Consider the following 12,967-nt stretch of genomic DNA (forward strand, 5'->3'; position numbering starts at 1 on the left):
CGGGCTCGGCGAGCACCGTCCCCTGCGCCTCCAGCAGCGCGAGGTCGAGCGGCGGGGGGGGGGCCGCGCGGCCGGGGGGGGCCGGCGGGGGGTTCACCCCCCCCCCCCGGCCCGCCCCGTCCACGAACGCTTCGCCCGTCCCGGAGGCGCGGTCCGGGGCGGGCGAAGCCATTTCCGGACGCCGGTCCGAGCACGCCGCCCGGCGACTATGATTACGGGACGTCATAGCATTCGTACGTAGTGCTACGATCCGTCCGAGACTCGGCGGACCCGCCGCGAACGGCCCCTGATCACCGGGAACGGGGGAAACGGAGCGAACCTCCGCGATCGGCCGGAACGGCCGGAACGCCCGGCGGGGCGGTCAGAACGTGCGGACGGCCCGGATGACCTTGCGGCGCAGTTGAATACGGCGGCGGCCGTCCGGGTAGAGGCGCAACCGATCGATCTCCCAGCCGCCGTGTTCGGCGTGCTCGGTCAGGATCTGCCGGGCGGTGTCACGCGTGGTGCCGGCCGGCAGTGACAGGACGAGGTAGGTGTACTGCACCATTGCGACCATTATTACTTGGTGGACCGGGTGTTGTGCATCGTACGGTGGGCGGCCCGGTCCGCACGGGTGGTGGCGGCATGTCATCCTGTCCGGAGGCGAGCGGCGGATGAGAGTTGCGCCCGCCGCGGGCGGAGCGGAACCGAAGGGGCGGCAGTGGGGCATCCGGGCATGAACCCGCCATGATGCGACGTTGTAGGAAGCCTGTGTAAGAAGAGTGTGAGCTAGAAGACCAGACAGCGAGGTTGGAGCGACTGTGCCAGCCAAGAACGGCACTGCGAAGAGTGGCCGGGCGAACGGCGCCGGAACGCGCCTGGTGATCGTCGAGTCGCCTGCGAAGGCGAAGACGATCGCGGGTTACCTGGGCCGTGGCTACATCGTGGAGTCCAGTATCGGCCATATCCGGGATCTGCCCGGGAGCGCCTCGGAGGTGCCGGCCAAGTACAAGGGCGAGCCGTGGGCGAAGCTCGGCGTGAACGTCGAGCACGACTTCGAGCCGCTGTACGTGGTCAACTCCGACAAGAGGCAGCAGGTCGCCAAGCTCAAGAAGCTGCTGGCGGAGGCCGACGAGCTCTTCCTCGCGACGGACGAGGACCGGGAGGGCGAGGCGATCGCCTGGCACCTCCAGGAGGTCCTGAACCCCAAGGTCCCCGTGCACCGGATGGTCTTCAACGAGATCACCAAGGACGCGATCCAGCGCGCCGCCGCGAACCCGCGCCAGCTGAACATGCCGCTGGTGAACGCGCAGGAGACGCGCCGCGTCCTGGACCGCCTGTACGGCTACGAGGTCAGCCCGGTCCTGTGGAAGAAGGTCATGCCGAAGCTGTCGGCGGGCCGGGTGCAGTCGGTGGCGACGCGGCTGGTGGTGGAGCGTGAGCGCGAGCGCATCGCTTTCGTCCCGGCGCACTACTGGGACATCCTCGCCGAGTTCGACACCGGCAAGGAGGATGAGCCCAAGGCGTTCAAGGCCGGGCTCGTCTCCGTCGACGGCAAGCGGGTCGCGCAGGGCCGCGACTTCGCGTCCGACGGCACGCTGAAGACGAAGGACGCGCTGCACCTGGACGAGCCGTCGGCGCGCGCGCTGGCCGACCGGCTGCGCGGCAGGCCGTACGAGGTCAAGTCGGTCGAGTCCAAGCCGTACACGCGCAAGCCGTACCCGCCGTTCCGGACGACCACGTTGCAGCAGGAGGCCAGCCGCAAGCTGGGCTTCTCCGCGAAGTACACGATGTCGGTGGCGCAGAAGCTGTACGAGAACGGCTTCATCACCTACATGCGAACCGACTCGATCACGCTGTCGGAGACGGCGATCACGGCGGCGCGGCGGCAGGCCGCGACCCTGTTCGGCGGCGAGTACGTGCCGGACAAGCCGCGCGTCTACCAGTCGAAGGTGAAGAACGCGCAGGAGGCGCACGAGGCGATCCGCCCCGCGGGCGACAGCTTCCGGACGCCCGCCGAGACGGGCCTGTCCGGCGACCAGTTCCGGCTGTACGAGCTGATCTGGAAGCGGACGATCGCGTCGCAGATGAAGGACGCGGCGGGCCGCTCGGTGTCGATCCGGGTGACGGGCACGTCCACGCAGAACGAGCTGGCCGAGTTCGGTGCGACCGGTAAGACGATCACCTTCCACGGGTTCCTCAAGGCGTACGTGGAGAGCGCGGACGACCCGTCCACCGACCGCGACGACCAGGAGCGGCGGCTGCCGAACCTGGAGCAGGGCGACCCGCTGTCGGCGAACGCGGTGGACGCCGAGGGCCACTCGACCCGCCCGCCGGCCCGCTACACCGAGGCGAGCCTGGTCAAGGAGCTGGAGGAGCGGGAGATCGGCCGCCCGTCCACCTACGCCTCGATCATCGGGACGATCCTGGACCGCGGCTACGTGTTCAAGAAGGGCACGGCGCTCGTCCCGTCGTTCCTGGCGTTCGCCGTGGTGAACCTGCTGGAGCAGCACTTCGGCAACCTGGTCGACTACGACTTCACCGCGCACATGGAGGACGGTCTCGACGAGATCGCCCGCGGCGAGGCCGAGCGCGTCCGGTGGCTGACCCGGTTCTACTTCGGCGACAACGGCGAAGAGGGGCTGAAGGAGCTCACCGAGGACATCGGGGACATCGACGCCAAGGGGATCAGCTCGTTCCCGGTGAAGGGCTCCGACATCGTGGTCCGGGTCGGCCGGTACGGCTCGTACCTGGACCGGGACGGCGAGCGGGTCAACATCCCCGACGACATCGCGCCGGACGAGTTGACGGCGGAGAAGGCCGAGGAGCTGCTCGCGCAGCCGAGCGGCGACCGGGAGCTGGGCGTCGACCCCGAGACCGGGCACATGATCGTGGCGAAGTCGGGGCGGTTCGGCCCGTACGTCACCGAGATCCTGCCCGAGGCCGCGCCGCCGGCCGAGGGCGAGAAGAAGAAGCGCACGAAGAAGGCCGACGCGCCGAAGCCGCGCACGGGCTCGCTGTTCAAGTCGATGTCGCTGGACACGATCACGCTGGACGACGCGCTGAAGCTGCTGTCGCTGCCCCGGACGCTGGGCGAGCTGGACGGCGAGCCGGTGACGGCGCAGAACGGCCGGTTCGGGCCGTACATCAAGAAGGGCACCGACAGCCGCTCGCTCGGGTCGGAGGAGGAGCTCTTCACCGTCACGCTGGAGCAGGCGAAGGAGCTGCTGGCGCAGCCGAAGCAGCGGGGCCGGCGGGCCGCCGCGGCGGCGCCGCTGCGCGAGCTCGGCAAGGACCCGGCGAGCGACAAGCCGGTGGTGGTGAAGGAGGGCCGGTTCGGCCCGTACGTCACCGATGGCGAGACGAACGCCAGCCTGCGCAAGGGCGACGAGGTCGAGTCCATCACGATCCAGCGCGCCGCGGAACTGCTCGCGGAACGGCGTGAGAAGGTGGCCGCGGGCGGCGGGAAGAAGAAGACGCCGACCCGCCGCCGCACCTCTGCAAAGTCCGGCTCATAACGACATTCGCGCCGATACCCTGACCGACATGACCAGAACGGACGCCACCCGGCCGCACCCCGCCGCGCCGCAGCCGGGTGCCACGTCGCTCTCCGCCGCGGCGGGGACGTTCCGGCGGCTACGGCTCGCGCTGTCGGTGTCCGGCCTGGGCCAATGGCTCGCGGTCCCGGCGCTGTCGGCGATGGCGGTGCTGCCGGAGGACGACACCGGGGCCCGGCTGCGGGCGGTCGGCGGCGTGCTGGCCCTGCTCGTGCTCCCGGCGGTGCTGCTCGCGCCGCTCGCGGGCGCGCTCGCCGACCGGATCGACCGGCGGCTGGCGCTGCTGATCGCGGACGGGCTGCGGTTCGTGGTCGTCCTGACGGTGCCGCTGGTGGACGCGCTGCCGTGGACGCTGGCCGCCGCGTTCCTGGTCGGCTGCCTGTCGCTGCTGTGGACGCCGGCGGCGGCCGCGGGGCTCCCGGCGCTGGTCTCGGACGCGACCGTGAGCGCCTCCGCGGGCGGGGCCGTGGTGGCGCGCGGCGCCCCGGAGGACGACCTGCGCGCCGGCGCGCGCCGCTCGGCGGCCCGCGCCGCGTTCGGGCCCGCGCCGTTCGCCGCACTGGCGTTCGCGCTGCTCGCGGTGATCGCGAACGCGGCGCTCGGAGCGTCGCACCGCGCCGACCTCCCGCTGTACGCGACCGCGGTGGTGTTCGCCGTCTCGGCCGCGCTGACGGCGCTGGTCAGGGAGGTCCCGGCGACGGAGCCGATCACGGTTCCGGCGCCGCTCAAGCTGCTCTTCCAGGGCACCGGGCTCGACCGCGCGGGCCGCGGCCTCGGCCTGGCGATCGGCGGCGCGGCGCTCGCCGCGAGCGCGGTCGCCGCCGTCGCGCGGGTGCACGCGGGCGAGCTGGGCGGCGGGGACGCGGGCTACGGCGCCGTCCTCACCGGGCTGGCCGCCGGGCTGGCGTCCGGCCTGTTCCTCGGCCCGCGCGTCCTCGGCCCGTTCAGCCGCCGCCGGCTCCTCGGCCTCGCGGTGATCGCCGCCGCGCTGCTGCTGGTCGTGGCCGCGCTCGTGCGGAACCTCGTCGTCGTGGCGTTCGTGACGGCGTTCCTCGGCGTCGCCGCCGGGGCCGCCTGGTCCACCGCGTCCGCGGCCGTCCGCGGGCCCGGCGACGAATCCGGGGCCGACCGGCCGCGCGCGTTCCTGCGGTCGATCGCGCTCGTCGTGGTGCTGGTCTCGGTCGCGGCCGTCCCGGCGGTCGCGGGCGCGCTCGGCTCGCACCGGATCGACGTCGGCGACGGCTACGACCTCGACGGCTCGATGGCCGCGCTGCTGATCGCCGCCGTCCTCGCGCTGGTCGCCGGGGCCGTCGCCTACCGGAGGCTGGACGACCGGCGCGGCATCCCGCTCGTCGCGGACCTGCGGGCCGCGCTGCGCGGCGAGGTGTACGTCCCGCCGTCGCAGGTCGCGGAGCCGGAGCCGGTCCGCCGCGAGCACGGCGTGTTCATCGCGTTCGAGGGCGGCGAGGGCGCCGGGAAGACCACCCAGGCGCGGCTCGCCGCGATCTGGCTGCGCGACCACGGCTACGACGTGATCACCACGCACGAGCCGGGCGCCACCAAGATCGGCATGCGGCTGCGCGCGATGCTGCTGGACCGGGACACCACCGGGCTGTCCGACCGCGCCGAGACCCTGCTGTACGCGGCGGACCGCGCCGACCACGTCGCGAACGTGATCCGGCCGGCGCTGGAGCGCGGCGCGATCGTGGTGAGCGACCGCTACCTGGACTCGTCGCTGGCCTACCAGGGGTACGGGCGGCGGCAGCCGGTCGACGACATCGCCCGCGTCAACGCGTGGGCGACCGGCGGCCTGCTGCCCGACCTGACCGTCCTGCTGGAGGTCCCGCCGGCGGACGGGCTGCGCCGGCTGTCGGCCCCCGCCGACCGCATCGAGTCCGAGCCGCAGGAGTTCCACGAGCGCGTCCAGGCCGGTTTCCGCGCGCTCGCCGAGGCCGACCCCGACCGGTACCTGGTGCTGGACGCGAGCCGCCCGCAGGCGGAGCTGAGCCGCGAGATCCAGTACCGCATCCGCGAGATCCTCCCGGACCCGATCCCGGCCGGCACCGAGGACGCGACGAGCACCTTCCCGGCCATCACCGACGTCTAGTGGCGCGTCCGCGGCCCGCGCCGCGTCCGGAGGCCCGGCGGCGCCGCCGGGCATGGGCGACGCGTCCCGGCGGAGGGCGCGCAGCCCTTAGCCTTGTTCCATGAGCGTGTGGGATGACCTGGTGGGGCAGGCGCCGGTCGTCGAGCAGCTGTCCTCGGCGGCCGCGGGGACCGGCGGCGGCATGGCGCACGCCTGGCTGTTCACCGGGCCGCCCGGGTCCGGACGGGTGACCGCCGCACGGGCGTTCGCGGCGGCGCTGCAGTGCACCGAGACGCCGCGCGGGTGCGGGCACTGCGCGTCCTGCCACCAGGTCCTGCAGGGGACGCACGCGGACGTCGAGGTCGTCCGCCCGCAGGGGCTGTCGTTCGGGATCAAGGACGCTCGCGCGCTGGTGCTGCGGGCGTCGTCGTCGCCGAGCGGCGGCGGCTGGCAGATCGTGCTGTTCGAGGACGCCGACCGGGCCACCGAGGGCGCGGCGAACGCGCTGCTGAAGGCGATCGAGGAGCCGCCGGCGCGGACGGTGTGGCTGCTGTGCACCCCGTCGGCGGAGGACCTGCTCGTGACGATCAGGTCGCGGTGCCGGCAGGTGACGCTGCAGACGCCGCCGATCGCGGCGGTCGCGGACATGCTCGTCCAGCGCGACGGCGTCGACCGGGAGACCGCGGAGATCGTCGCGCGGGCCGCGCAGGGGCACATCAGCCGGGCGCGGCTGCTCGCGAGCGACCCGCGGATGCGCCGGGTCCGCGACGGGGTGGTGGCGATCCCGCGCCGGCTGACCGGGGTGAGCCCGGCCGTCGCGGCGGCGGAGGTCCTGGTGAAGGCGGCGGAGGCCGAGCGGGACGCGCAGACGGTCGAGCTGAACGAGACGGAGACGTCCGCGCTGCGCAAGGCGCTGGGGGAGAGCGAGAAGGGGCGGATGCCGCGCGGGACGGCGGGCGCCCTGAAGGAGCTCGAAGGGCGGCAGAAGTCGCGGGCGACGCGGGTGATGCGCGACGCGCTGGACCGGACGCTGCTGGACCTCGCGTCCTACTACCGGGACGTGCTGGCGCTCCAGCTCGGCGCGGGCAGCGACCTGGTCAACATCGAGCTGGGCCCGGAGCTGCGGACGGCGGCGTCGGCGGGCCGCCCGGAGGACACCCTGCGCCGCCTGGACGCGATCATGGAGTGCCGCGAGCGGGTCGCGGCCAACGTCAACCCGCAGCTGGCGTTCGAGGCGCTCACGCTCGCGCTCCGCACCGGCTGAGCGCCCGCGCCGCGTTTCCGCGTACTCCGGCCGAGCACCGGCCGAGCACCGGCCGAGTTCCGGCCGAGTTCCGGCCGAGTTCCGGCCGGGTGCCGGATGAGCACCGTTATTCGACGACTCGTCTTGGATTAACATAAATCCTCCTCTTTTGTTACAAATTTGAGCGCGTCTCTCAACAGACGCACCCGTACCGTCTGCTGGCCATAGCACGCCGAACAAGGGCGAGCTCCCCCCATGGCCAGGAGGTCTGCTTTGCGGCGAGCCTTGATTTCCGCCGCCTGCGCCGTCGTCACCACGGCGGCGCTCGCGATTCCAGCGTCCGCGGCACCGGCCGAGCCGCGGGCGAAAGGCGAGGCGTCGGAGTACGTCGTCCTCTACAAGGACGGCGTCTCCCTCGGCAAGGCCCACGACGCGGTGAAGGCGGCCGGCGGTTCGATCGTCCAGGAGAACACCGATGTGGGCGTCGCCACCGTCCGGTCCGCGAATCCGGCGTTCGTCCAGGCGGTGATGAGGCAGGGCGCCCTCGACGGCGCCGCGCACAACCGGGTCATCGGCGAGGCCCCGAAGGAGAAGAAGGCCGCCGCGAAGGTCGAGAAGACCGTCGGCGCGCAGGGCCCGGTGGCGGTGAAGGGCAAGCCGTCCAAGGACACCGAGCCCCTCGCCGACCTGCAGTGGGACATGAAGCAGATCCACGCGACGGCGGACGGGTCGTACAAGGCCGAGCCCGGCTCGAAGAAGGTCCTCGTCGGCATCCTCGACACCGGCGTGGACGGGAACCACCCCGACATCAAGCCGAACTTCGACCGCGGGCTCAGCCGGAACTTCACGCACGACATCCCGACCGACGCCGATGGCAACGAACTCGACGGCCCGTGCGAGTTCACCTCCTGCGTCGACCCCGTCGACTGGGACGACAACGACCACGGAACGCACGTCGCGTCCGAGATCGCCTCCCCGCGGAACGGCCTCGGAACGGCGGGCGTCGCGCCGAACGTGACCCTGGTGAACCTGCGCGTCGGGCAGGACTCGGGGCAGTTCTACCTGCAGCCGACCGTCGACGGGCTCACCTACGCGGCGAAGCACGGCATCGACGTCGTCAACATGTCCTATTACATCGACCCGTGGCTGTGGAACTGCGCCGACAACCCGGCGGACAAGCCCGAGGACCAGCTGGAGCAGCGCACCATCATCCAGGCGACGCAGCGGGCGCTCGACTTCGCGCACCGGCACGGCGTCACGCTGATCTCCGCGGCGGGCAACGACTTCGTCGACTACACCAAGACCAACATCGACGACACGAGCCCGGACTTCCCGTCCTACCCGGGCGAGAAGCCGTACGAGCGGACGATCCCGGCGAGCTGCCAGTCGATGCCGTCCGAGGGGAAGCACGTCATCGCGATCTCGGCGACCGGGCCGAGCACCCGCAAGTCGTACTACAGCAGCTTCGGCAACGGGTACGTCGCGGTGGCCGCGCCCGGCGGCGACAAGGTCGACAACGCCGCCCAGCGGCCGGACGACCGCGGCGGCATCTGGGCCGCCTACCCCGAGCGCCTCGCCAAGGAGCGCGGCGAGCTGAACGCGGACGGCACCCCGAAGGTGTCGTACGTGATCCGCAGCTGCAAGGGCAAGACGTGCGCCTACTACCAGTCGCTGCAGGGCACGTCGATGGCGTCGCCGCACGCGGTGGGCGTCGCCGCGCTCATCATCAGCAAGTACGGGCACCGCGACCGCCAGGGCGGCCTCACCCTCGACCCGGACTTCGTGGAGTGGAAGCTGCGCGGCAGCGCCACGCCCAAGGCGTGCCCGAGCCCGGGCACCGTCGAATACGTCTGGTACACGCAGACCGGCGGCAAGTGGGTGAAGCACACCTCCACGCAGACCTGTGAGGGGACCAAGGAGCAGAACGGGTTCTTCGGCAACGGCATCGTGGACGCGCTCCACGCCGTCCAGCGGTAGGGCCTCTCCCGACACGCGGCCCCCGGGACCCTCCCGGCCGGGGGCCGCGCTCGCCCGTTCCCGCGCCCGCCGCCGCCGTGAGCCGGGTGCGGTGACCTGGGGCATGATGGGGCCATGCCGTACCGAGTCACTTTCGTCTGCACGGGGAACATCTGCCGCTCGCCGATGGCGGAGGCGATCCTGCGCCACCATGTCGAGGCCGAGGGCCTGGACGTCGAGGTCGACAGCTCCGGCACCGGCGGCTGGCATGTGGGCGACGGCGCCGACGAGCGGACGATCGCGGCGCTGGCCCGGGCCGGGTACCGGTCGGCGCACATCGCCCGCCAGTTCGAGGACGGCTGGTTCGACCGCTACGACCTGATCCTGGCGCTGGACGAGGGGCACCGGCGGGCGCTGCGGTCGATGGCGCCGGACGACGAGGCGCGGGCGCGGATCCGGCTGCTGCGCGAGTTCGACCCCGAGGCGGGCGCCGACCTGGACGTCCCCGACCCCTACTACGGCGGCCGCGCCGACTTCGACCTGGTGCTGGAGCAGGTGGAGGCGGCGATCCCCGGCCTGCTGGACGAGATCCGGGCCGGCCTGAAGGCCGCCTGACATGCCCGGCCCGGCCGATCTGCGGGAACGCGTCGCGCGGCTGCTCGGCAGCCCGGTCGGGGCGGTGAGCGGGCTCGGCTCCAGCCACGCGTGGACGCTGCACCGCGCGTCCCTGGACGACGGCCGCGAGGTGTTCGTGAAGGCCGCGCCCGACCAGGCGGGGGTGTTCGCGGCGGAGGCGGCCGGGCTGCGCTGGCTGGGCGAGGCGGGGCCGGACGCGCCCGTCCCGGACGTCCTCGCGGCGGACGACCACATGCTCGTCCTGCCGTGGCTGCCGTCCGCGTCGCCCACCCGGGAGGCCGCCGAACGGTTCGGACGCGAGCTGGCCGCCCTGCACACCCGCGCCCGTCCGGACGCCTACGGCGCGCCCTGGGACGGGTTCATCGCCGACCTGCCCCTCGACAACACCCTCGACGACCGCGGCTGGCCCCGCTGGTACGCCGAACGCCGCCTCGAACCGTTCCTGCGCCGCGCCGAGCGCCACCTGTCCCCGGACGACGTCCGGCTCGTCGAACGGGTCATGGCCGCCGTCGAGGACCTCGCCGGGCCGCCGGAGCCGCCGAGCCGTATCCACGGCGACCTGTGGTCCGGGAACGTCCAGTGGACGGACGGCCGGGCGATGCTGATCGACCCGGCGGCCCACGGCGGCCACCGCGAGACGGACCTGGCGATGATGGCGCTGTTCGGGACGCCGCACCTGGACCGGATCCTCGCCGCCTACGACCGGGAGGCGCCGCTCGCGCCCGGCTGGCGCGACCGCGTCCCGCTGCACCAGCTGCACCCGCTGCTCGTCCATGTGGCGCTGTTCGGCGGCTCGTACCGCGCCTCGCTCGTGGAGGCGGCCCGTTCGGCCCTGGGCTGACATTACGGTCGGGCGCGGCGATCCACTAGGGTCGTTGCGCCTCGCGGCACCGGGCTCGGACTCGAAGTGGTAACTCCGCCCATCCGGGACGATGCCGCGCGATATATCAGATGCCGAGCAGTGGAGAGGCGGTGCGGACCGACCCCATGGACGGCGGGAACGACAAGGGCGGTAGCGGTATCCGGTTCCGGGAGGTGTGGCGGACCGCCCTGCCGGTCAGCGTCGCCGCGGCCGCGGCGCTCTTCGCCGGCGGCAGCGTCGACCTGGTCCACCGGCACCAGCGCGAGGCGAACAAGAAGCACGACGCGGAGGCCGCCGCCGCCGACACCACGCCGGCGGGCCCGCGGGCCGTCGTCGGCGTCACCCGCGCGGGCACCGCGCTGACCGTCCGCGACGCCCGCACCGGCGCCGCCCTCGGCCTGCCCGTCGCCGCCCCCGACGGGCGCCGGTTCCACCATGTCGCAGGCGACGGCGACTCCTACGTCGTCGCGTCCTCCGGCGCCGGGAAGGTCACGTTCCAGCGGCTCAAGCTCGCCGCCGACGGCCGTCCCGAGTCCCTCACCGAGATCCCCGCCGCGACGATCCCCGGCGCCTCCGCGCCCTGGTCGGACCTGGCCGTGTCCGCCGACGGGGACCGCATCGCCTACGTCACCTACAAGGGCGCCCGTGCCCGCATCGACGTCGTGTCCGCCCGCACCGGTGCCCGCAAGACGTGGACGACCGGCTACTCCGCGCGCGTCAGCAGCCTCTCCTGGGCCGGCGACACGCTCGCGTTCGTGTGGAACCCCGTCCGGCGCGCGGGCGGCAAGTACACCGAGGTCCGCCACGAACTCCGCACGCTGGACACCGGCGGCGCCGGGGGCGACCTCAAGGCCAGCAAGCCCGTCACCGTCCTGCCCAAGGGCACGACCAGCGCGGTCCTCAGCCGCGACGGGAAGACCGCCGCCGCGGGCGTCGTCCAGCGCTCCGTCGCGTCCGTCCAGGCGTACTCGACGGCCACCGGCGCGCCGGCCAGGGTCGTCTGGAAGCAGCGGCTGAACGGCCTCATCACCGGCCTCGACACCGGCGGCGAGGGCAAGCTCCTGATCACCGGCGGCGACGGCCGCCTCTACGCCGAGGGCGCTGGAACGCTCCCCGGAACGGATCTCGCCGACGCGGCCTGGTGATCTCCGCCCGGGTCCGCCGTACAGTGGACGCACGAAACCGGGCGAACGGAGCGGAACCGTGGGCATGGTGATGGCCGTCAGCTTCACCCGTTACGGCCGGCTCTACTATCTCGATCCGGGCCCGCACACCCCGAAGGTCGGCGACAAGGTCCTCGTCCCGACCGACGGGGGCCCGGAGGTCGCCGAATGCGTGTGGGCGCCGCAGTGGGTGTCCGACGACATCGGCGGCCTGCCCGAATGCGCGGGCCCCGCCACCGACGAGCACCTCGCCCGCGACGAGACGAACCGCCGCCGCCGCGCCGAGGGCCGCTCGATCGCCAAGCGCCTCATCCGCCGGCACGAGCTGCCGATGAAGGTCATCGGCGTCGACTACCTCGACGCCGACAACGTCTTCAAGATCTACTTCACGGCCCCGCACCGGGTCGACTTCCGCGCCCTGGTCCGCGACCTCGCCCGCAACATCAAGGCCCGCGTCGAGCTCCGCCAGGTCGGCCCCCGCGACGAGGCGCGCCTCCAGGGCGGCATCGGCCCCTGCGGCCGCGACCTGTGCTGCGCCACCTTCCTCAAGGACTTCGAGCCCGTCTCCGTCCGCATGGCGAAGGAGCAGGACCTCCCCGTCAACCCCCTCCGCATCGCCGGCGCCTGCGGCCGCCTCATGTGCTGCCTCAAGTACGAGCACCCGCTCTACACCGAGTTCAAGGAGAAGGCGCCGCGCCTCGGCGCGAAGGTCTCGACCCCCGAGGGCGACGGCCAGGTCATCGGCTACAACGTCCCGGGCGACCGCATCACGGTGAAGGTCGGCTCCCGCCGCTGCTCCTGCCCGTCCGCCTCCGTCTGCTCCCCCCGCCAGCAACACGACGCCCACTACAACGCTCCCACCGACGACTGAAGCCTCGACACGAACGCGGCGACCAAGGGTCCTGCGGGCCTGACGCACTAGGGGAGCGGGTCATGGCGCTCTGGGTGATGTTCTCCGAGCTCGGTCTCATCGAACTGCTGGCGTTGCGCGAGGGGAAGTGGCTGGGCTACGGGGCCTCCCTCGCCTACGGCCTGATCTGGGTCGCCGTCGCCTTGGGATGGCTGGCTGTGGCCCACGGCAAGATGGGCCTCTCGGGGGAGAAGGCCGCGATGGTCCCGGCGATCACGCTGACCTGGCTGATCGCGTGCACCCTTGGGCGGCCCCTGCTCATCTTCGACCTGGCGGACGCCCCGAAGGCTCCGCGCGGACTCGCCGGCCGCATCCTCATCAACCAGGTCCTCTTCATGACCGGGATCATCGTGATCATCGTCATCGCCTCGCTGTGACCCCGCGCCCTCCGGCATGCGGGCGCCCCGGCGGGTGGGCGCCGGGGCGGGTGGGCGGATGGGTCATGGGCGGGGCGGCTTGGGGAGGAGCTGGGCGAGGGCCGCGGTCGCGGCGCAGAAGCCGATGATCGGCAGCAGGCCCGCCTTGAAGGCGTCGGCGACGTCGGCGGGGAGCGGGTGGGCGCCGAGGACGTCGTA

At 72.9% G+C, this 12,967-nt stretch carries 10 protein-coding genes; 9 read left to right on the top strand and 1 reads right to left on the bottom strand.

Annotated elements, in window-relative coordinates; translation table 11 throughout:
* Positions 1–361 precede the first annotated feature (361 nt).
* Positions 362–547 carry a DUF5703 family protein gene (locus ABT299_RS50735; RefSeq protein ID WP_151540728.1) on the bottom strand — a complete coding sequence of 62 codons (186 nt, stop codon included), beginning with the start codon at positions 545–547 and terminating at the stop codon, positions 362–364.
* A gap of 253 nt (positions 548–800) precedes the next feature.
* Between ABT299_RS50735 and topA the strand changes: the two genes are divergently transcribed.
* The 9 genes from topA to ABT299_RS50780 all read left to right on the top strand — a co-directional run bounded on the left by topA (position 801) and on the right by ABT299_RS50780 (position 12,769).
* Positions 801–3,497 carry a type I DNA topoisomerase gene (gene topA, locus ABT299_RS50740; protein WP_463043108.1) on the top strand — a complete coding sequence of 899 codons (2,697 nt, stop codon included), beginning with the start codon at positions 801–803 and terminating at the stop codon, positions 3,495–3,497.
* A 28-nt stretch (positions 3,498–3,525) separates the two neighbouring features.
* Complete coding sequence (tmk, locus tag ABT299_RS50745) at positions 3,526–5,643, top strand: dTMP kinase (RefSeq protein ID WP_500255248.1); 2,118 nt, start codon at positions 3,526–3,528, stop codon at positions 5,641–5,643.
* A gap of 100 nt (positions 5,644–5,743) precedes the next feature.
* Positions 5,744–6,886: a DNA polymerase III subunit delta' gene (locus ABT299_RS50750; protein WP_190860632.1), complete on the top strand. Its 1,143-nt coding sequence runs from the start codon at positions 5,744–5,746 to the stop codon at positions 6,884–6,886.
* 252 nt (positions 6,887–7,138) lie between these two features.
* Positions 7,139–8,842 (top strand): S8 family peptidase, encoded by a 1,704-nt coding sequence (locus ABT299_RS50755; RefSeq protein WP_387031825.1) that lies wholly within the window; start codon positions 7,139–7,141, stop codon positions 8,840–8,842.
* A 114-nt stretch (positions 8,843–8,956) separates the two neighbouring features.
* Positions 8,957–9,436, top strand: a complete 480-nt coding sequence (locus tag ABT299_RS50760; protein WP_500193654.1) for a low molecular weight protein-tyrosine-phosphatase — start codon at positions 8,957–8,959, stop codon at positions 9,434–9,436.
* 1 nt (position 9,437) lies between these two features.
* Positions 9,438–10,298, top strand: coding sequence for a fructosamine kinase family protein (locus ABT299_RS50765; RefSeq protein WP_500255249.1), 861 nt, complete (start codon positions 9,438–9,440; stop codon positions 10,296–10,298).
* A gap of 131 nt (positions 10,299–10,429) precedes the next feature.
* Positions 10,430–11,464 (top strand): TolB-like translocation protein, encoded by a 1,035-nt coding sequence (locus tag ABT299_RS50770; protein ID WP_347256860.1) that lies wholly within the window; start codon positions 10,430–10,432, stop codon positions 11,462–11,464.
* A 64-nt stretch (positions 11,465–11,528) separates the two neighbouring features.
* Positions 11,529–12,353: a PSP1 domain-containing protein gene (locus ABT299_RS50775; protein ID WP_387031967.1), complete on the top strand. Its 825-nt coding sequence runs from the start codon at positions 11,529–11,531 to the stop codon at positions 12,351–12,353.
* Between the two features lie 62 nt (positions 12,354–12,415).
* Complete coding sequence (locus ABT299_RS50780; protein ID WP_500255250.1) at positions 12,416–12,769, top strand: hypothetical protein; 354 nt, start codon at positions 12,416–12,418, stop codon at positions 12,767–12,769.
* Positions 12,770–12,967: the final 198 nt, after the last annotated feature.

This window comes from Spirillospora sp. NPDC000708 (genome assembly GCF_040299565.1).
Taxonomy (GTDB): domain Bacteria; phylum Actinomycetota; class Actinomycetes; order Streptosporangiales; family Streptosporangiaceae; genus Spirillospora.

Bases quoted from the DNA above. Each gene is read 5' to 3' on its own strand.
- ABT299_RS50735 (WP_151540728.1), bottom strand. From the start codon at position 547: ATGGTGCAGTACACCTACCTCGTCCTGTCACTGCCGGCCGGCACCACG.
- tmk (WP_500255248.1), top strand. From the start codon at position 3,526: ATGACCAGAACGGACGCCACCCGGCCGCACCCCGCCGCGCCGCAGCCG.
- ABT299_RS50750 (WP_190860632.1), top strand. From the start codon at position 5,744: ATGAGCGTGTGGGATGACCTGGTGGGGCAGGCGCCGGTCGTCGAGCAG.
- ABT299_RS50760 (WP_500193654.1), top strand. From the start codon at position 8,957: ATGCCGTACCGAGTCACTTTCGTCTGCACGGGGAACATCTGCCGCTCG.
- ABT299_RS50765 (WP_500255249.1), top strand. From the start codon at position 9,438: ATGCCCGGCCCGGCCGATCTGCGGGAACGCGTCGCGCGGCTGCTCGGC.
- ABT299_RS50775 (WP_387031967.1), top strand. From the start codon at position 11,529: ATGGTGATGGCCGTCAGCTTCACCCGTTACGGCCGGCTCTACTATCTC.
- ABT299_RS50780 (WP_500255250.1), top strand. From the start codon at position 12,416: ATGGCGCTCTGGGTGATGTTCTCCGAGCTCGGTCTCATCGAACTGCTG.